The organism is Limnohabitans sp., assembly GCF_031538885.1.
GTDB lineage: Bacteria > Pseudomonadota > Gammaproteobacteria > Burkholderiales > Burkholderiaceae_C > Limnohabitans.
Map to the genome: position 1 here is coordinate 1 of NZ_JAVKLW010000004.1, position 19,451 is coordinate 19,451.

The 19,451-nt window shown below is 57.9% G+C and carries 18 protein-coding genes and 1 pseudogene; 14 read left to right on the forward strand and 5 right to left on the reverse strand.

The genetic code is table 11. The features are described from left to right. The coding region (gene pgk / locus RMS03_RS00195) for a phosphoglycerate kinase (protein ID WP_310625114.1) at window positions 1-654 on the forward strand (654 nt) is incomplete at its 5' end. Window positions 655-1,082: 428 nt separating this feature from the next. On the opposite strand, the gene RMS03_RS00200 is transcribed toward pgk, so the two are convergent. After that, window positions 1,083-2,168 carry a fatty acid desaturase gene (locus tag RMS03_RS00200; protein ID WP_310625115.1) on the reverse strand — a complete coding sequence of 362 codons (1,086 nt, stop codon included), beginning with the start codon at window positions 2,166-2,168 and terminating at the stop codon, window positions 1,083-1,085. Between the two features lie 205 nt (window positions 2,169-2,373). Between RMS03_RS00200 and pyk the strand changes: the two genes are divergently transcribed. From pyk to RMS03_RS00220, 4 genes are all read left to right on the forward strand, one after another. Continuing rightward, a complete protein-coding gene (pyk, locus tag RMS03_RS00205) occupies window positions 2,374-3,807 on the forward strand; it encodes a pyruvate kinase (protein ID WP_310625116.1) in 1,434 nt (477 codons plus the stop codon). A 125-nt stretch (window positions 3,808-3,932) separates the two neighbouring features. Further along, window positions 3,933-4,997, forward strand: coding sequence for a class II fructose-bisphosphate aldolase (gene fba / locus RMS03_RS00210; protein WP_310625117.1), 1,065 nt, complete (start codon window positions 3,933-3,935; stop codon window positions 4,995-4,997). A 20-nt stretch (window positions 4,998-5,017) separates the two neighbouring features. Next, complete coding sequence (locus RMS03_RS00215) at window positions 5,018-6,622, forward strand: HNH endonuclease signature motif containing protein (protein ID WP_310625118.1); 1,605 nt, start codon at window positions 5,018-5,020, stop codon at window positions 6,620-6,622. Window positions 6,623-6,697: 75 nt separating this feature from the next. Further along, window positions 6,698-7,603, forward strand: a complete 906-nt coding sequence (locus tag RMS03_RS00220; RefSeq protein ID WP_310625119.1) for a phosphoribosylaminoimidazolesuccinocarboxamide synthase — start codon at window positions 6,698-6,700, stop codon at window positions 7,601-7,603. A 15-nt stretch (window positions 7,604-7,618) separates the two neighbouring features. Here the strand turns inward: RMS03_RS00220 and RMS03_RS00225 are convergent, their stop codons facing one another. Beyond that, entirely contained in the window at window positions 7,619-8,575 is a 957-nt protein-coding gene (locus RMS03_RS00225) for a tetratricopeptide repeat protein (protein WP_310625120.1), read from the reverse strand. A gap of 47 nt (window positions 8,576-8,622) precedes the next feature. Between RMS03_RS00225 and purE the strand changes: the two genes are divergently transcribed. From purE to RMS03_RS00245, 4 genes are all read left to right on the forward strand, one after another. After that, entirely contained in the window at window positions 8,623-9,114 is a 492-nt protein-coding gene (gene purE, locus RMS03_RS00230) for a 5-(carboxyamino)imidazole ribonucleotide mutase (protein WP_310625121.1), read from the forward strand. Then, complete coding sequence (locus RMS03_RS00235; RefSeq protein ID WP_310625122.1) at window positions 9,111-10,334, forward strand: 5-(carboxyamino)imidazole ribonucleotide synthase; 1,224 nt, start codon at window positions 9,111-9,113, stop codon at window positions 10,332-10,334. Before purE ends, RMS03_RS00235 begins: the two co-directional genes overlap by 4 nt. Window positions 10,335-10,385: 51 nt before the next feature. Further along, window positions 10,386-11,414, forward strand: a complete 1,029-nt coding sequence (locus tag RMS03_RS00240) for an L-threonylcarbamoyladenylate synthase (RefSeq protein ID WP_310625123.1) — start codon at window positions 10,386-10,388, stop codon at window positions 11,412-11,414. 128 nt (window positions 11,415-11,542) lie between these two features. Next, window positions 11,543-12,295, forward strand: a complete 753-nt coding sequence (locus RMS03_RS00245) for an SGNH/GDSL hydrolase family protein (RefSeq protein ID WP_310625124.1) — start codon at window positions 11,543-11,545, stop codon at window positions 12,293-12,295. A 1-nt stretch (window position 12,296) separates the two neighbouring features. Here RMS03_RS00245 and RMS03_RS00250 read toward each other — a convergent pair whose 3' ends face one another. Both RMS03_RS00250 and dacB read right to left on the reverse strand, forming a co-directional pair. Next, window positions 12,297-12,473 carry a hypothetical protein gene (locus tag RMS03_RS00250; RefSeq protein ID WP_310625125.1) on the reverse strand — a complete coding sequence of 59 codons (177 nt, stop codon included), beginning with the start codon at window positions 12,471-12,473 and terminating at the stop codon, window positions 12,297-12,299. Window positions 12,474-12,488: 15 nt separating this feature from the next. After that, window positions 12,489-13,859, reverse strand: a complete 1,371-nt coding sequence (gene dacB / locus RMS03_RS00255) for a D-alanyl-D-alanine carboxypeptidase/D-alanyl-D-alanine-endopeptidase (protein ID WP_405023473.1) — start codon at window positions 13,857-13,859, stop codon at window positions 12,489-12,491. 204 nt (window positions 13,860-14,063) lie between these two features. On the opposite strand from dacB, the gene tsaB reads away from it, so the two are divergent. From tsaB to RMS03_RS00270, 3 genes are read left to right on the forward strand one after another with little or no spacing between them, the layout of a single operon-like run. Further along, on the forward strand, window positions 14,064-14,867 hold the full coding sequence (tsaB, locus tag RMS03_RS00260) for a tRNA (adenosine(37)-N6)-threonylcarbamoyltransferase complex dimerization subunit type 1 TsaB (RefSeq protein WP_310625127.1): 804 nt from the start codon (window positions 14,064-14,066) through the stop codon (window positions 14,865-14,867). Beyond that, the gene (gene rimI, locus RMS03_RS00265) at window positions 14,864-15,328 is read left to right on the forward strand and encodes a ribosomal protein S18-alanine N-acetyltransferase (RefSeq protein WP_310625128.1); all 465 of its coding nucleotides are present in this window, start codon (window positions 14,864-14,866) and stop codon (window positions 15,326-15,328) included. Before tsaB ends, rimI begins: the two co-directional genes overlap by 4 nt. An 11-nt stretch (window positions 15,329-15,339) precedes the next feature. Continuing rightward, entirely contained in the window at window positions 15,340-16,302 is a 963-nt protein-coding gene (locus tag RMS03_RS00270) for a uracil-DNA glycosylase (RefSeq protein ID WP_310625129.1), read from the forward strand. Here the strand turns inward: RMS03_RS00270 and RMS03_RS00275 are convergent. Continuing rightward, a pseudogene (locus tag RMS03_RS00275) lies at window positions 16,293-17,419 on the reverse strand (Glu/Leu/Phe/Val dehydrogenase). The gene RMS03_RS00270 and the pseudogene RMS03_RS00275 overlap by 10 nt on opposite strands. Window positions 17,420-17,565: 146 nt before the next feature. On the opposite strand from RMS03_RS00275, the gene RMS03_RS00280 reads away from it, so the two are divergent. Then, window positions 17,566-18,486, forward strand: a complete 921-nt coding sequence (locus tag RMS03_RS00280; protein ID WP_310625130.1) for a LysR substrate-binding domain-containing protein — start codon at window positions 17,566-17,568, stop codon at window positions 18,484-18,486. An 87-nt stretch (window positions 18,487-18,573) separates the two neighbouring features. After that, window positions 18,574-19,413 carry an orotidine-5'-phosphate decarboxylase gene (pyrF, locus tag RMS03_RS00285; RefSeq protein WP_310625131.1) on the forward strand — a complete coding sequence of 280 codons (840 nt, stop codon included), beginning with the start codon at window positions 18,574-18,576 and terminating at the stop codon, window positions 19,411-19,413. The last annotated feature ends 38 nt before the right edge of the window (window positions 19,414-19,451 follow it).

Genomic DNA, 19,451 nt, shown 5'->3' on the forward strand with positions numbered 1-19,451 from the left:
CCACTGGCCGCCATCGTGGCGGGCAGCAAGGTGTCCACCAAGCTGACCATCCTCAAGAGCTTGGCCAGCAACGTGGACCAGCTCATCGTGGGTGGCGGCATTGCCAACACCTTCATGCTGGCCGCGGGCTTGAACATTGGCAAGAGCTTGGTCGAGCACGACTTGGTGGACGAAGCCAAAGCGGTGATCGCGTTGATGAAGTCACGCGGCGAGAAGATGGGCGACGCCAGCATCGCGGTGCCCATCCCCACCGATGTGGTCACAGCCAAAACCTTTGCAGCAGATGCTGTGGCCACCGTGAAGAAAGCCACCGACGTAGCTGACGACGACATGATTTTGGACATCGGCCCAGAGACAGCCGCCAAGCTGGCTGCGCAACTCAAGCAAGCCGGCACGATTGTGTGGAACGGCCCTGTGGGCGTGTTTGAGTTTGCGGCGTTTGAGCACGGCACAAAGACCATTGCGCACGCCATTGCCGAATCGAGCGCGTTCAGCATTGCAGGCGGTGGCGACACCTTGGCGGCGATTGCCAAGTACGGCATTGAAAGCCGAGTGGGCTATATCTCGACGGGCGGCGGTGCTTTCTTGGAAGTGCTGGAGGGTAAGACCTTGCCTGCGTTTGAGATTTTGATGCGACGCGCTTCGGGTGATTGATGGCAGTTTTGACGGTTCACAAGATGGTGTTGAAGCTTGCTGGTGCGCTTGCGATCTGTTCACCTCTGATCGGGTACGCCCAAGGCGTGCAAGCTTTTCCTCTGGAGTCCAGGCGCTGCGATTCGTTACCAGATCATTCAGCTGTGCAAGAGTGTCAACAGCGTGGCAAAGCAGAGATGCGCGAATGGGACAAGCAAATGAAAGAGCGTCACACGCTGCCATTCCCCCAATTAGATGGCGCACCAACCAAGCCACCCATGAACTGCTTTAAGCGGGCCTCAGCGGGCGAGCAGGTTTGCACGAATTAGACGGCGCCAAGCAAAAACTAATAACTGCTTGCAGTGCCTAAGGTGTAGTGAACCAAACCTCCGAAAAAAAGCCCCGCAATTCATTCATCTGAACTTGCGGTGCCTAGAGTGGCTTGGCGATTAAGCCGTCTTCATCGCGCGGGGACTGGTGACGGTGCCATCGTAAGTGGTCCAACTGTCGGTCTTGAAGTCATACAGCTTGCAGTCGCGTGCGGTTTGGAAGTACCAGCGCCAAGAGAACGGCTGCACGATGATGCGCTCTGGCAGCAATTCTTCGAGCTTGCTCTGTGCTTGCTTGAGCTTGTACAGGGGGATGCTCATGTCCAAGTGGTGCGCGGTGTGCTCCATGATGTGGTGCATCAAGGCGCCGATGTTGAGCGGGAAGGTTAAGTGCACTGTGGTAGACACAAAAGGCGAAGCCTTTGACCAGCCTGTGCGCTCTTCGTGCCAAGACACGTCCACATGGGTGTGGTGCACATACACCACGAAACCAATCATGGTGACCCAGAAGAAGAAGGGCACCGCCACGCCCATCAACAAAATGTAGCCAATGGTTTGTTCAGTGGCAATCGCAGCCCACACCATGGCAGCCACCCAAGCAGCGCCAAAGGCGGTGATGAGCAAGCAGTCTTTCATGAAGATGGGGCGGCGTGTGGGCATGTTCTTTTCGTTGGGGAACACCATCTTGTTCCACCAAATTTCGATCATGTAGTACAGGCCAGGCGCCCAACCGCTGCGGTAGATGCGGTCTTTGAGTTTCGCGCCCGTGCTTAACGCGGCGTACTCTTCAGGGGTGTAAGGGGCCCACACGAAGTCGAAGTTTTTGAGGTTGGTGTAGCCGTGGTGCACCACGTTGTGGCCGATGTCCCACAGGCTGTAGGCGGTCAATGAGGGCAAGAAGGCGATGCGGCCCAACCACTTGTTGAGGTTGCGGTGCGGGGTGAGGCTTTGGTGGCACGCATCGTGGCCGATGATGAACAAGCGGCCAATCACGAAACCCGCAGCGCAGCCGCTCAAGAGCTTGGCCCACCAAGATTCGAACAACACGGTACCAGCCATGAGGGCACCCCACAGCACGTAGTCAACGACGAGCATCACGATGGCCAGCGCGGTGGTGCGCTCCGCCAAAGGAATCAACCACTCGCGCATGACTTTGCGGTGTGGCATGGGTTCGCCGGGGAGGATGGGTTGGATAGTTGTGGTCATAGGTGACGAATCTTAGGTGAGCTTGGATGATGCGCACTGATTTGCATCAATTGATAGCAGATTATCGCTGTTTACGTGATGAACCAAGTGTTTACAAGTGAACGCCCTACAAGCCAAAGGCTAAAACGAGCGGAAAAGCATGCTTTTTGCCCGATTTCAAACGTGTGAGAATCACCGCAAACAACACCCATCCGGAGACACAGTCATGGCCCGTCACGCCACCAAAATTGTTGCCACTTTAGGCCCCGCTTCCAGCGACCCTGCCTTGCTTGAAGCCATGATCCGCGCCGGCGTGAATGTGGTGCGCCTCAACTTTAGCCACGGCAAAGCCCAAGACCACATCGACCGCGCCCGCCTTGTGCGCGAAGCCGCAGCCCGTGCGGGCCGCGAGGTGGCCATCATGGCCGACCTGCAAGGCCCCAAGATTCGCGTGGGCAAGTTTGTGGACGGCAAGGTCATGCTCGAGAACGGTGCCAAGTTTGTGCTCGACGCCTCACGCACCGAACCCGGCGACTTGCAAGGCGTGGGCCTCGACTACAAAGAGCTGCCGCGCGACGTGAAGCCTGGCGACTTGTTGCTGCTCAATGACGGCTTGATTGTGTTGACCGTCGACACGGTGCGCGGCGAGCAAGTCCATACCACCGTCAAGGTGGGCGGCGAGCTGTCCAACAACAAAGGCATCAACAAACAAGGCGGTGGCTTGACCGCCCCAGCCTTGACCGCCAAGGACATGGACGACATCAAAACCGCGATGAGTTTCCAGGCTGACTACCTTGCCGTGAGCTTCCCCAAAAACGCCACCGACATGGAAATGGCGCGCCAACTCGCCAATGTGGCGGGCGCTGAATACAAGCACAAGCCAGGCTTGATTGCCAAGATTGAGCGCGCCGAGGCCATACCGCTGTTGGACGAAATCTTGCGTGCCAGCGACGGCATCATGGTGGCGCGTGGTGACTTGGCGGTGGAAGTGGGCAATGCCGCAGTGCCTGCGCTGCAAAAACGCATGATCAAGCTGGCGCGGCAACACGACAAGGTGGTCATCACCGCCACCCAAATGATGGAGAGCATGATTACCAACCCCGTGCCCACCCGTGCCGAGGTGAGCGACGTGGCCAACGCCGTGCTCGATGGTACCGACGCCGTGATGTTGAGCGCGGAAACCGCTGCCGGCAAATACCCCCTCGAAACCGTGCAAGAAATGTCCAAGATTTGCGCCGCTGCCGAAGCCGCCGAAGACGTGGAGTTGGACGCCGATTTCAAAGGCCAAACCTTCACCCGCATTGACCAAACCATTGCCATGGGCGCCTTGTTCACGGCACACCACTTGGGGGCCAAGGCCATCGTGGCCTTGACCGAATCGGGCTCGACCGCGCTGTGGATGAGCCGCCACCGCATTCATATTCCGATTTACGCGGTGACCACCAAGGTGGCGTCGCAGCGCCGCATGGCCTTGTTCCGTAATGTGCGCCCCTTGCTCATGGACACCAGCGCCGACCGCGACACCGCCTTGGCCCAAGCCGAAGCGCACTTGAAGTTGCGCGAAATCGTGGACACGGGTGATGTGTACGCCATCACTTGCGGTGACCCCATGGGCACGCCCGGTGGCACCAATATGCTGCGCATTTGCGAAGTGCGCTAACCGATCGCCATGCCCACCCCCTGTTGCTGGCGCTGACTGACTTTTGAGCTGGTCAGCGGGCAGACAAGCGGCCGATTTAAAATTGTCGGCAGTGATGACACGTTTTTAATTTTTGAGGATTCCCCATGGCACTCGTATCAATGCGCGAACTTCTGGACCATGCGGCTGTGCATGGTTACGGCATTCCAGCGTTCAACGTCAATAACTTGGAGCAAGTCCAAGCCGTGATGGCCGCTGCGGACGCCGTGGGTGCCCCCGTCATCTTGCAAGCCAGCGCGGGCGCACGCAAATACGCCGGTGAGCCCTTCATCAAGCACTTGATCCAAGCCGCCACCGAAGCCTACCCACACATTCCCTTGGTCATGCACCAAGACCACGGCACATCGCCCAAGGTGTGCCAAGGCGCGATTGACCTCGGTTTTGGCGCTGTCATGATGGACGGCTCGTTGATGGAAGACGGCAAAACCCCAGCAAACTTTGATTACAACGTGCAAGTCACCCAACAAGTGGTAGCCATGGCGCACAAAGTGGGTGTGTCGGTCGAAGGCGAATTGGGGTGTTTGGGCAACTTGGAAACCGGTGAAGCCGGTGAGGAAGACGGCATTGGTGCCGAGGGCAAACTCGATCACAGCCAAATGCTGACCGACCCCGAAGAAGCCGCCCAGTTTGTCAAAGCCACCCAGCTCGACGCCTTGGCGATTGCCATTGGCACCAGCCACGGCGCGTACAAATTCACACGCGAACCCACGGGCGACATCTTGGCCATCAGCCGCGTCAAAGAAATTCACGCGCGCATCCCCAACACCCATTTGGTCATGCACGGCTCAAGCAGCGTGCCGCAAGACCTGCTGGCCATGATCAACCAGTACGGCGGCAAGATGAAGCAGACCTTCGGCGTGCCCGTGTCTGAAATCCAAGAAGCCATCAAGCACGGTGTGCGCAAGGTCAACATCGACACCGACATCCGTTTGGCCATGACGGCGGCGGCCCGTAAGTTCATGTTTGAGAACCCAGAAAAATTCGACGCCCGCGAGTGGCTCAAGCCCGCACGTGAAGCGGCGATGAACATTTGCAAGCAACGCTACTTGGAGTTCGGTTGCGAAGGCCAAGGCAGCAAGGTCAAGGGCGACAGCCTCTTGGTGGTGGCGGCGCGTTACGCCAAGGGCGAACTCGCTCAGTTGGTGAAATAAGCGCGAGCAGAGTAGAAGCGATGGCGTCTTTATTTTTGAACCGATTAAGCGCCCAAGAGCGTAGTGACTTAGAGCAAAAACTTTGGGTCGTGCAGCATGGGAATTGTTTTATTTGTGAAAAATCAATGGATTTGGTTCTACACAAAGACGGCTTAGATGTAGACCATGTGATTCCTCTTAAGGCAGGTGGTCGAGATGACTCCAGCAACTTTGCGTTGACGCATGCCAGTTGTAATCGTTCAAAGCAAGCTACTCACTTAGAAGTAGCGCGAATTTTGCAGCGATTTGTTTCATTGAAAGAAGCGCTTGAATCCGAAAATCGAAGCCCGAATCTCAGTGATATTTTGAAACAAGCGGGTGGTGGCAAGGCTGAGTTGACGTTTAAGCTGTCGAGCGACTTAATTGAATTCACATTGAATGATGCGGGGGATAACACGATTCGAGCGTTGCCTGTGCATCAAGATGAACTTAGTGGTTTTCGCTACTTTTTTGTGAAATTGCCAATTCGCTACTTACGCCATGACGATCGAATTAACCCGCGTCCTATTGGCGCCAATATCGGAAAACTGGTAGAGGAGTTTCATCAACGACGACCACAGTTGCACATTCCTTTGGCGTGGATGACTTCCTCGCATGGCAAGAGCGCGGTTCATGTTTTTGATGGGCAGCATAAAGCGGCGGCTCAAATTATGTTGGGAGTTCAGGAGTTGCCAGTGCGTGTGTTCATTGATCCAGAAGCAGACACGCTGATTACGACAAATTTCAACGCGGGCACATCACTTAAGCAAGTCGCCTTTGATAAATCTGTTCAACGACACTTAGGCAGTACGCTTTATCGAGATCGAATTGATCGTTACAGATTGGAGACCGAACGAGCTCAAGACGATTTAAGTTTTAGTGAGCGTGATTTAGTCAATCATTACAAAGGACAGTCTAGAGAAATGAAGCGGTATATCTTGGACGCAGTACGTGACGCGGTGACGTCCTCGCCAGATAACAAGCTACGTGACTTCATCGACTATGGTGGCAGAGGCAAAGAGCGCCCCCTCTCTTACAGCTCAGTTGATAAAACCTTTTACTCGTTTTTTGTTTATCAAGAAGTGCTCGAGTCCCGTTTGGATTACGGCTTGGAGAGCGCAGAAAATCCTCGGGAGTTGGAGACGGCACAAATTGTTCGGTTAATGAATGTAATTGCGGAAGAGATATACATCGGAAAATTCGACAGTGACATAGGAACCGACAAGATTGAAAGTCGCTTGCAAAAAGGTGAGCAATTCGCTTTGCCTCATCTGAGGGCATTTCGAATGAGTAAGGAAGAGGTGGTTTACAACTGGTTGAAATTTGTCCAGCAAATCGCATACAACTACTTCATTAATATGGGCAAACCTATTCAAGAAGAGCGCCTCTTTCAAAATCCTTTCCCCGAGCAGCTTTGGAACAACATTCGCAATTTCATTCGCAGTCTTGCGGAGTTGCCTTTGTGGGCGAATAAAGACCTTTCTGAGACGGTGTTTGGTGGGAAGGCAAACAATAATTTTTGGCACACAATTTTTACGACCGGAAAAAGTCCACAAGGAATTTTGGTGATGCCCAAAGGAATTAATCTTGTGGAAATGATTAAGTAAGCCATTGGCTACGCTGCTTGTGTTCTCCAAGCTCACTCAATGATCAGGCGTAATCGCCAGAATAATTTAACTTCTATGACAGCACTGCACACCTCTGCGCTCACCTCCTTGCCTTTGCTCGCACGCGGCAAGGTGCGCGACAACTATGCCGTGGGTGATGACCGTATCTTGATGGTGGCCTCTGACCGCATCAGCGCGTTTGACGTCATCATGGGCGAGGCCATTCCAGGCAAGGGCGAACTGCTCACCCAAATGGCGTTGTTTTGGTTTGGCAAGCTCGGCCACATTTGTCCCAACCACCTCACGGGCGAAGCACCTGAGAGCGTGGTACGTGCCGACGAAGTGGCTCAGGTGACTGGCCGCTCCATGTTGGTCAAGCGTTTGAAGCCCATCCCCGTTGAGGCTGTGGTGCGCGGCTATTTGGCAGGCAGCGGCTGGCAGGAATACCAAGCGAACCAAGCGGTGTGTGGTGTGCCATTGCCCAAAGGTTTGAAAAACGCCAGCAAGTTGCCCGAGCCCATCTTCACACCCGCCGCCAAAGCCTCTGTGGGCGACCACGACGAGAACATCACGTATGAGCAGGTGGTCGAGATGATTGGCAGCGGCTTGGCCGAGAAAATCAAAATCGTCAGTATCGCCCTTTATGAGACTGCGCGTGACGTGGCGGCGGCCAAAGGCATCATCATTGCCGACACCAAGTTTGAGTTTGGTTTGGATGCCAGCAACGACTTGGTATTGATGGACGAGGTGCTCACGCCCGATTCATCACGCTACTGGCCAGCCGACAGCTACGCCCAGAGCTTCAAAGACGGCGTGAACCCACCGAGCTACGACAAACAGTTCTTGCGCGATTGGCTGGAAACAGCCCAAGTGCAAGGCAAGCCCTGGAGCAAGTCACCCCCCGCACCGCACTTGCCGCAAGAGGTGATTGCCCAAACCGCCGCCAAGTACCAAGAGGCTTGGGGGCGGTTGAAGGACTGAGCCTTTTTGTCGCGATCAGTTCAACGCCATGCTCAGCTTGCGGCGGTAGCGAGAAATCATCTCCAACATGGGGTCTTCTGGCACCGTCGCTTTGCCCGTTAACTCGATGCCGCCTGCAGTTTTACCGAAGGCGGCATCGTCCGTTTTGGGTTTAGGTGGGGTGAGCAATTCGAGAATGGCCACATAGGTTTTGCGCGCTACGCCATCGTTCCACGATTTGTCGCGCATGATGATTTCCAGCAGCTCCTCCATCGCCGCTTCCATCTGGCCTGCTGCGATGTGTGTGCGGGCTTTGGCCAAACGGGTTTCGAAGTCACGCTTGTTTTTGGCGATCAGCTCGTCAAACTGCGCCAAGGTCCAGCCACCGCGTGGGTCAATGTTGACGAACTCCAGCGCTTGCAACCAGTAATGCAAAGCATCAAAGCGCAGTTGCAATGGGATTTGCGCCAACATGGGCGCCAATGCCGCCGCCGCTTCATCGAGGTGACCCGCGGAGATCAGCAGCTTGACGAAGTTGTAGCGCGCCTCTTCGTCGCTGGGGTTGAGCGACAGGGCTTCTTGCAACTTGTGCAGTGCGGCTTGCACATCGCCCGCTTGCAGCAATGTTTCAGCTTCGTGTGCCTCGGCTTGCGCGGTCAATTCGCCCACAGAGGGCAAATGCTTGTCTAAAAGCTCACGCACCTTCCCTTCGGGCAAGGCGCCCATGAAGCCATCGACGGGGCGGCCACCCATCAGCAAGATGCAGGTGGGTAGGCTCTTGACGCCAAAGGCGCCAGCCAGCTGCTGTTCGGTGTCGGCGTTGATCTTCACCAGTTGGAAGCGGCCCTCATAAGCGATTTCCAGCTTTTCCAGCACGGGACCCAGCGATTTGCAGGGGCCGCACCAGTCCGCCCAGAAGTCCACCAGTACAGGGGTGGTTTGAGAAGCCGCAATCACATCGGCCTCGAAATTTTCCATCGTCACATCAATCATGGGGGTCCCGTCTTAAAATTCGTTTTTGCTCACACACAGCCTTCATCATGACTCAGTGCCAAGTCGGCGTCGTCATGGGTTCCAATTCCGATTGGGACACCATGCAACATGCAGCCCAGATTCTCCAAGAATTTGGCGTCTCTTTTGAAACCCGCGTCGTTTCTGCCCATCGTATGCCAGACGATATGTTTGCTTACGCGGATACCGCACACAGCAGAGGTTTGCGCGCCATCATCGCAGGGGCTGGCGGTGCTGCGCACTTGCCCGGCATGTTGGCTGCAAAAACCATTGTCCCCGTCTTGGGTGTGCCCGTAGCCAGCAAGCATTTACAAGGCATGGATTCGTTGCACAGCATTGTGCAAATGCCCAAAGGCATTCCTGTGGCCACCTTTGCCATTGGCAATGCGGGCGCTGCCAATGCGGCACTGTTTGTCGTGGCCTTGCTGGCGTCCACCGACGCTGCCTTGGCCGAAAAGCTGCACGCCTTCCGCGTGGCGCAAACCGAAGTGGCGCGCAACATGACGTTGCCACCCGTATGAGCGACGTTTTGAAACCCTTGCTGCCCGGCTCCACTTTGGGCGTGTTGGGCGGTGGCCAGTTGGGCCGCATGTGGGCGCATACCGCGCAGCGCATGGGCTTTCTTACCGCAGTGCTCGACCCCGATGCGCAAAGCCCCGCAGGTTTGGTGAGCCATCGCCACATCCACACCGATTACTTAAACCCCGCAGGTTTGAAGCAACTCGCTGCGGTGTGCCAAGCAGTGACCACCGAGTTCGAGAATGTGCCTGCCGGCGCGCTGGCGCAACTCGCGGCCACCTTATCCGTGTCACCCGCGGCATCGGCTGTGGCGGTGGCGCAAGACCGTGCGCGTGAGAAAGCCCACTTCGTGAACTGCGGCGTACCTGTGGCCCCGCATGCGGTGATTGACACGCCGGCGCAATTGGCGGATTTACTTGCAGTGACAGCCAATGCCGCCCAGGCCGACACGTTGTTGCCGGGTATTTTGAAAACCTCCCGCATGGGCTATGACGGCAAAGGTCAGTTGCGCGTGGCCACGCGTGACGAGTTGAATGCGGGTTGGGCCAAGTTGGGCCAAGTGCCCTGCGTGTTGGAAAAAATGCTGCCCTTGGCCAGCGAGTGTTCGGTCATCGTGGCGCGTGGCCGCGATGGCGCGATGGTCAACCTGCCCGTGCAACGCAACCTGCACCGCGATGGCATCTTGGCGGTGACCGAAGTGTTTGCGGGCAATGTGCCCGAGGCCTTGGCACAGCAAGCCATCACCGCGGCCAAGGCCGTGGCACAAGCGCTGAGCTATGTGGGCGTGTTGTGCGTCGAGTTTTTTGTGTTGGCCAATTCGGCGCAAGAGGGTCAGTTGGTCGTCAACGAAATCGCCCCTCGCCCCCACAACAGCGGCCACTACAGCCAAGACGCTTGCGATGTGTCGCAGTTCGAATTGCAAGTGCGCACCATGGCCGACTTGCCCTTGACTCAGCCCCGCCAACACAGCCCCGCCTTCATGCTCAACTTGCTGGGCGACCTGTGGTTTAAACAATCGGGGTCAGAACCCAATTCTTTGCAGACCGAGCCCGCTTGGCACCAGGTGTTGGCGCTGCCTGGCACGCACTTGCACCTGTACGGCAAACGCGAAGCGCGCATGGGCCGAAAAATGGGCCACCTCAACATCACGGCGGCCACGCCAGAGGCCGCCCGTGCGGTGGCTTTGCAGGCCGCTGCTATTTTGGGCATCGCACCGTTTTAACGGTGTCCCTGCCGCGCGTTGTGCTGCATCAAGCCATCTCTTTGGGTGCCCATGATTCTTGACGGCCAATCTCCCCACGCCATCGCTGCTGCGGCACAAGCCTTGCAGCGCGGCGACTTGTTGGGCCTGCCCACCGAAACGGTCTACGGCTTGGCCGCAGACGCAGGCAACGACGCAGCCGTGGCAAAAATTTTTGCACTCAAAGGCCGCCCAGCCGACCACCCGCTGATCGTGCATGTGGCCAGTGTCCAAGGCGTGGCGCGTTTTGCCAGCCATGTGCCTGAGTTTGCGCAGAAGTTAATGGATGCTTTCTGGCCCGGCCCCTTGACCCTCATCTTGCCGCGTCGCTCGGACGTGGCAGCGGTCGCCGCTGGCGGACAAAACTCGGTGGGCTTGCGTTGCCCATCGCATGCCACAGCCCATGCGGTGCTGCAAGCGGCCGAAGCCTTGGGTGTGTTGGGTGTGGCTGCTCCCAGTGCCAATTTGTTTGGCCGTGTCAGCCCCACCACTGCGGCGCATGTGGCGGGCGAGTTTGGCGACAGCTTGCTCATCCTCGATGGTGGCCCGTGTGATGTGGGCATTGAGTCCACCATCGTCGATTGCACCCGTGTTGCACCCGTGTTGCTGCGCCCCGGTGTATTGACGCCGCAGCAGCTCAGTCAAGCGGGTGGTGTGGACGTGATCGTGCCTACTGCACCAGAGGCGGATGCGCCCCGTGCCTCGGGCACCTTGGCGTCGCATTACGCGCCAAGCGCCCAAGTGCGGTTGCTGGCCGCCACCGAATTGCAACAAGCGCTCGACACCTTCTTTGCGCCTACCCTGCCTGCCGTTGACACGGGGGTAGCCACGGTGGCCGTGTGGTCGCGCAGCGCTTTGCATGTGCCTGCCCATAAGGCCGCTCAGTTCACGTGCAAGGCCATGCCGCAAAGCCCTGAAGCTTGCGCCCACCAACTCTTTGCCCAGTTGCGTGACTTCGATGCCCAAGGCGTCGCCCAGATCTGGGTGGAGGCGCCGCCCCAAAGTCCTGCCTGGGCGGGGGTGCGTGACCGCTTGACGCGGGCGGCAACGCCAACTCGTTAAACTAAGACGGTACTCAAAGAGAATCTCTGATGAATAAAATTTTTAGTCGCACTTTAAAAACGCTGTGTGTTGTTGCCCTGACGACCATGCTTTTTGCGTGCGGATCCAGTAAGACGGTGGACCCTTTCGTGCCTAAGCGCGTGGTTGGCTTGGGCGATGGGTACAACGACATCCGTACGGCATTAGCTAGCGTTGGTGGCCTTGCACCTACGGTGCGCACTGGCGCTCACACCACCTCATCAGTTGTCGAGCAGGTGGCTGCATTGTTTGGTACATCCAATGTGGTGAGTGCGGCGAGCGGCGGGGCAAAGGTGGCAGATTTGAGTGCGCAAATCACGTCGGTGGGCGCTTTTTCCGAAACCGACTTGGTGGTCATCACGATTGGTACGTTTAATGTGAAGGAGCGTGATGATCTTGTGAACGCGCCTGCTGAATTGGTTCGGCAGATTCGGCGCTTGCAGGGTTTAGGCGTGGCGCATATTTTGGTCATGCCTGTTCTTGAAGTTTCAAAAACACCATGGGGGCTGGCTAACCCAAGCATCAGTGGCGCCACGGATGCGTTCAATAGCGCCATCTTGGGCACCATCAGTCCAGCCTTTGGTGGTCGCAGTCCGAACCCTGTGATTTATGCAAACGCTTCTAATTTGGCGCCTGTTTTTTTGACAGAAACAGCGGGCCTATCAGTGGTGTTTTCCAATCACGTCACGCCTGCGTGTACAGCTGCCGCAGCAAATGTCACCTTGATAGGCGGTTGTGATGTCAATGATGCCAATACAAGTTACACCACCATGCTTTTTGCCGATGGCATTCACCTCACGCCCGCAGGTAACCGTTGGGTTGCCAATTATTTGTATGCGGCCACAGGCAGCGGTTGGCGTTGATTTATTTCGATGCTTGGCGCCCAAAGCGTAAACGCATCACCCAAATACTCCCAGCCAAGATCAAGGTGATCACGTTGGCGATCACCACAGGCCAAGCTTCAATCAGCAAGCCGTAGGCCAGCCACAGCGCGATGCCGAGGGTGAAGGCGCTGTACATACTCAGTGAGATACTGCGCACGTCACGTCTTGTGGTTCAGGGCTGCTGCGCCACCCAATCAATCACGGCGTCTAGGGCAGGGCGTGCCGCATTGGCGTTGGCGTGGTGCAGCACGGCCACCACCACCCAGCGTTTGCCACTGGCCGTGTCCACAAAGCCTGCGACTCCTGCCACATCACGCAAACTTCCTGTCTTCAAGTGGGCGCTGGCTTGCGCTTTGCTGCGTTTCATCGTGCCGTCTAGTCCTGTCACGGGCAGCGAGCTCATCAGCTCAGACATGGTGGGCGAGGCCCACGCCACTTGCAGCAAACGCGCCAGGGCTTGGGCGCTGATGCGTTCGTCACGGCTCAGGCCCGAGCCGTTGTCAAAGGTGGGTACATCGCCACCGACACGCTCGCGCCACCAGCGCTGCATCAGCTCGCGTGAGCTGTCCAAGCTGCCCACGCCGCGCTGTTGTTGGCTGAGGGTGAGAAACACATGTTGCGCCATCACGTTGTTGCTGTACTTGTTGATGTCGCGGATGGTCTCGGCCAAGCTGGCGGATTCAATATAAAAACTCGGTTGCAAGTTGGCAGGGACAGCGCCCTCACGCACTTGACCGCTGAGTTGGCCACCCACGTGCTGCCACATGCCCGCGATGGCGCGTTGTGCAAACTGCTGGGGTGCGGCATAGGCAATGGGCCACATTTTTTCGCCACATACGGCGGGGAAGCTGCCTGCGAAGCGGATGCGTGTGTGGTCGCTCCAGTCGGCACGCAAGGCGCTGCGGTAGTCGCTGCAATCGCTATTGCTCAGGGGCACGGTGGCGGGGAACTGCACGCCGGCCAAGGGCGGCTCGATTTGCACACGCGCCACATTGGCGGCGCGGTCGGGCACAAATTGAATGAGCAGCGATTTGAAGTTGAGTAACAGCGCATCGGGTGCGGCGTTGTAGGGCCGCAAAGGCTCACCATCAAAGCTGGCAGCGTCGCGTGGCGGAACGTCGAATGCACTGCGGTCGAGCATGATGTCGCCTTGAATCTTTTGAATGCCCAAGCCTTGAATGCGGCGCATCAGCAGCCACAACCGTTCCGCCCCCAAGCGTGGGTCACCGCTGCCTTTGATGTAGACGTTGCCTTGCAGCACGCCATCGCGCACGGGGCCGTCCACATACACGGGGGTGCGCCACACAAACGCGGGGCCGAGCGTGTCCAGCGCGGCGATGGTGGTGGCCAGCTTCATCAACGAGGCAGGGTTGACGCGCACCTGCGCCTGGTGGCTCAGGCGCGGGGCGTTGTTGGCCTGTGCGTCAACCACCATCACATGAAAGTGCTCGCTCGGCACTTTGGCGCGTTGCAGGGCCGCTTGTACTTCTGGCGGTAACTGCCCCACATCCTCTGTGGTGTGCTTGGGCGGTTCGCTGCGCATGGCTTTGGCATGTGGGGCGGCGTGTACTTGCAAGGCGGCGCACAGCGCGGCAAAAGCGAATGCACACGCCAAGCGCAAGGGCAACCGCAGGCGCAAGCGTGTCAACCCCCATCGCGCGTGTGGGCGGCGTGGGGTGCGCCAGCGCAAAGTGGGCATGTACGAACAGTTCATGGGCAAATTATCACGGCTGGGATAATCCAGCCCATGCACCACCACCAGTGGCTGGCTTTAGAGACCAGCACCGACACCCTTTCCCTCGCCGTCGCGCGCGGCGCACAGACTTGGACGCACACCAGCGCAGGGGGGGCGCTCACGTCGACCCACATGATTCCGCAGGCCTTGGCGCTGTTGAAAGAAGCGGGCTTGGCCTTGACCGATCTGCAAGCCGTGGTGTTTGGCCGTGGGCCGGGCGCGTTCACAGGTTTGCGCACGGCGTGCTCGGTTGCGCAGGGTTTCGCTTTTGGCGCGAACTTGCCCGTGCTGCCCATCGACACCTTACTGGCCGTGGCTGAAGAGGCGCGTACGGCCAATGCTGCAAAAGGGGATGCTGCGCCTGTGACCCGTGTGTTGGCCGTGATGGACGCGCGCATGGCGCAGGTGTATGTGGCGGCCTATGAGTTCGTGCCAAACGCTGTCGATGCGGCGGGCGAAGCAAACCAGAGGCAAGGCACGTGGCGCTGCGTGCAAGAGCCCGAGTTGCATAGCCCTGAGGCCTTGCACTGGCCTGCTGATTGGGCAGATGCTGCTGCGCAAAACTCAAGCCCAGCCTTCATCGCCGCAGGCAACGCATGGCTCGTTTACGCAGGCCGTTGGCCCGCTGCGCTGACAGCCCCGCAAGTGATGGCCTTGCCCACCGCCGCCGCACTGTTGCGCTTGGCCCCCGCCGCGTGGGCCACAGGGGCCGCCGTGCCCCCCGAAGAAGCGCTACCGCTCTACATCCGCGACAAAGTGGCGCAAACCACTGACGAGCTCATGCAACTCAAAGCGCAACAAGCTGCCGCCTTATGAGTGCCGTTTTCAAACCCGAAGTCCGCCTAGAGCCGTTGACAGAGGCACTGCTCGACGACGTGCTGCGCATCGAAAACAGCGCCTACGCCCACCCGTGGACACGCGGTAACTTTGCCGGCTCCCTCAAATCAGGCTACCAACTGCTGGCGCTGATGGGGGGCAACACCTTGGTAGGCTACTGGGTCGCCATGGAGGGCGTGGATGAAGTGCATTTGCTCAACATCACCGTGTCGCCCGAGTTTCAGGGCCAAGGCTATGGTGTGCTCATGCTCGATGCTTTGTCGGTGTGGGCGCGCAGCCGTCAAGCCCAATGGCTGTGGCTGGAGGTGCGCGTGGGCAACACCCACGCCATGCAGGTGTACGAGCGCTACGGTTTTCGACCTGTGGGGGAGCGTAAAAATTATTACTCCGCCGACCAGGGCCAACGCGAACATGCGGTGGTCATGTCGTTCAAGCTGTAAGCTACGCACCCATGACCGACACCTTGCGCCTCGACAAACGCCAACGCGCCATGCTGGCCGAAATGGGCGTACGCGTGTGGTCGCCCATGTCGGAAGCCGCCGTCATGGGCGCGCCTGTGGTGGAGGCCTTGGCGGTGGATGTCTCAGCCTCTGCGCCTGCCGATGTGGTGCTGCAAGCCCACGCCGAAGAAGCACGTAGCTTTGCCGCTGCCAGCGAACTGGCCACGCAGGCCTTGGTGAACGCCGCAGGCTATGAACAAGCAGCGGCGCGTTCCATGCCTGCCGCCGCACCCGCAGCCAAGGCTGCGCCCATCCTCATTCAGCGCCCCGAAGGCATTGACCAAATGGACTGGTCAGCGTTGCACACCACGGTGTCTGCCTGCCAAGCTTGTGCGCTCTGTGGCTCTCGCAAAAACACGGTGTTTGGTGTGGGCGCACCTGCTGCGGCGGACCTTGCCCCGCAAGTTGATTGGCTCATCGTGGGCGAAGCCCCTGGCGAGAACGAAGACTTGCAAGGCGAACCCTTTGTCGGCCAAGCGGGCAAGCTGCTCGACAACATGCTGAGTGCGATGAAACTCTCGCGCACGGGCGCGCGCACGGCGGAGGGCGGTGGCGTGTACATCGCCAACGTGCTCAAGTGCCACCCGCCCAGCAACCGCAACCCCAAGCCCGAAGAGGTGGCGCAATGCTTGCCTTACCTAGAGCGTCAAGTGGTCTTGCTCAAACCCAAAATGATTTTGGCTGTGGGCCGCTTTGCGGTGCAAGCGCTGCTGCGCGACACCGTACCTGACGTGGAGACCACGCCCTTGGGCAAGCTGAGGGGCCGCGTCTACCAATACCAAAACCTGCCCGTGGTGGTGACTTACCACCCCGCCTATGTGTTGCGCAATTTGCCAGAGAAGGCCAAGGTCTGGGCAGACTTGTGCTTGGCCATGGCGCATCTGCGCGGGAGCGCCGAGGCCAATCAGGGGTAAAGGCCTCGCAGCTCACGTGCTTGCAAGATGCGTGTGCAAGCCACGATGAAGGTGGCGGTTCTCAAGCTGACTTGGTGTGTTTGTGCTGTCTGCCAAATGTGCTCAAAGGCTTCGCGCATGATGCGCACCAAGCGTGCATTGATTTCGTCTTCGCTCCAAAAAAAGCTGGAGAAATCTTGCACCCACTCAAAGTAGCTCACGGTCACGCCGCCTGCATTGGCGATCACGTCGGGCACCACCAGAATATTGCGTTCGGCCAAGATGTCGTCGGCTTGTGGTGTGGTGGGGCCGTTGGCCCCTTCGATGATGAGCTTGGCGCGAATTTGGGTGGCGTTTGCTTCAGTGAGTTGTTGCTCCAGTGCGGCGGGAATCAAGATGTCGCAATCGACTGTGCGCTGACGGCGCCTACATTGCCAAAGCCTTGCACCGCCAAGCGCGCGCCTGCCACCTCAAGCCCAATTTTTTGAGCGGCTTGCACACCCACGGTGAACACGCCTCGGCCTGTGGCTTCTCGGCGTCCCAGTGAGCCACCTAAGGCAATGGGTTTGCCCGTGACCACGCCCGTGGCGGTGCTGCCCTCGTTCATGGAGTAGGTGTCCATCATCCAGGCCATCACACGGTCGTCGGTGTTGACGTCGGGCGCGGGGATGTCTTTGGTTGGGCCGATGATGACGCCAATCTCACTGGTGTAGCGGCGCGTGATGCGCTCCAGCTCACCATGCGAGAGTTGACGCGGGTCAACGCGAATGCCTCCCTTCGCACCTCCGAACGGCAGATTGACCCCCGCGTTTTTCACAGACATCCACGCAGACAGTGCCATCACCTCCGACAAGGTCACGTCTTGGTGAAAGCGCACTCCGCCTTTGCCAGGGCCGCGTGATGTGTTGTGCTGCACACGGTAGCCTTCAAAGTGCGCGATGGTGCCGTTGTCCATTTGGATTGGTATGTCGACAATCAAAATGCGTTTCGGGCGCTTGAGCGTTTCAACCCAGCGCGACAGCGAACCCAAGTACGGCGTGACACGATCCACCTGCTGCAAGTAAGTCCCCCAAGGCCCTAAGTCATCAGCGGGCAAGTAAGACGGTAGGGTGTGCGTGCGTGTATCAGTTGAAGACATGGCGTTTCCTTGGTGTGAAGTAAGAAGTGTTGGTGAGCTTAAAGAACCAAGCCAGCCATGTCCAAGGCCAAGATCGAGACAAGTCATGCAAGACTTGCATATGCAGATGGCGCATGCAGTTGTGTCCGCGCCGCATAATTTGAGACATGGAAACTAAATGGTTGGAAGATTTTGTGAGCTTGGCTGAAACTCGAAGTTTCAGTCAGTCGGCCAAACTCAGGCATGTGACGCAACCTGCTTTTTCTCGCCGCATCCAGGCGCTAGAGGCTTGGGCGGGGGTGGACTTGGTGGATCGCAGCTCTTACCCAACGCGCTTGACCGTGGCCGGCCAAACCTTGCATGCGCAAGCCATAGACATGTTGCAATCGCTGCAAACTTCGCGCGCCATGCTGCGCGGACATGCCTCTGACAACCAAAACGTGGTGGAGTTTGCTGTTCCGCATACGCTGGCGTTGACCTATTTCCCGGGCTGGATGGCCGGGCTACAGCATCAGTTTGGTGAAATTAAAAGCAGGCTAACTGCGCTGAATGTGCACGACGCCGTTTTGCGTTTGGTGGAAGGGGGGTGCGATTTTTTGATTGCGTACCACCATCCTTCGCAGCCATTACAGCTAGACCCAGATCGGTTCGATATGGTCGTCTTAGGCGAAGAATTGCTCGCGCCGTTTGCCAAACCAACGCAAACGGGGCAGTCGCTCTTTGAGTTACCGGCGACGGCACGAAAGTCCGCACCCTATTTGGCATATGCGTCCGGTGCCTATCTCAGTCGGGTAGTTGATTTTTTATTGAATGACATCAAAACCACAGTTCATTTGAATCGTGTTTACGAAACAGACATGGCGGAGAGCTTGAAAGCCATGGCCTTGGAAGGACATGGCGTGGCCTTCTTGCCGCTCAGTGCGGTTCAAAAAGAAGTGCGAGAGCAAAAATTGGTTCAGGTACGTTTGCCCAGCGGCCCTTCATTGGAGGCCGTCATGGAAATCCGTGCGTACCGAGAAAAACCACAAGCCTTCCATCCTAGCCATGAAATGGCAGATTTGCTGTGGCGGCATTTGGTGGAGAAATGACAGGCACCTCTTCATACATTTTTATTTCAAAGCAGAGTGAGTTGGTCGTGTTGTTCCGCGTGCGTGTTTGACTTCTAAAATCTAGCCATGACCTTTTTTGACATGCTTCAGCGCGCCGAGCGCCAAAACAATTCCATGCTCTGCGTGGGCCTTGACCCCGAACCCACCAAGTTCCCAGACCGTATCAAAGGTGACTCGAACAAGATTTACGACTTTTGCGCGGCCATCGTCGATGCCACGGCGGATTTGGTGAACAGCTTCAAACCCCAGATTGCCTACTTCGCTGCGCACCGCGCCGAGGGTCAGTTGGAGCGTTTGATGGCGCACATGCGCCGCGTCGCCCCTCATGTGCCCATCATCTTGGACGCTAAGCGTGGTGACATTGGCAGCACCGCCGAGCAATACGCCATTGAGGCGTTTGAGCGTTACGGTGCTGACGCCGTCACCCTCTCGCCCTTCATGGGCTGGGATTCGGTGGCACCGTATTTGACATACCACGGCAAAGGCGCGTTCTTGCTGTGCCGCACCTCCAACCCCGGCGGGGATGACTTGCAAAACCAACGCCTTGCCTCCGTCGAAGGCCAGCCGTTGATGTATGAGCATGTCGCCAAGTTGGCCCAAGGCCCGTGGAATCTCAATGGCCAACTCGGCTTGGTGGTGGGGGCCACTTACCCCAAGGAAATTGAGCGCGTGCGTGAACTCGCCCCCACCTTGCCCTTGCTCATTCCAGGCGTAGGCGCACAAGGTGGTGATGTGGTGGCCACAGTCAAAGCGGGCTTGCGTGTGACGGACGGGCAGACGACAGGCCCCATCATCGTCAACTCATCGCGTGCGATTTTGTATGCGTCCAAGGGCGACGATTTTGCGCACGCCGCACGCCGCGTTGCCTTGCAAACACGCGACGTGCTGCACGCCGCACGGGGTTAACGCCACCCCTCGTGTATCAGCCACGTATAGGAAATCCA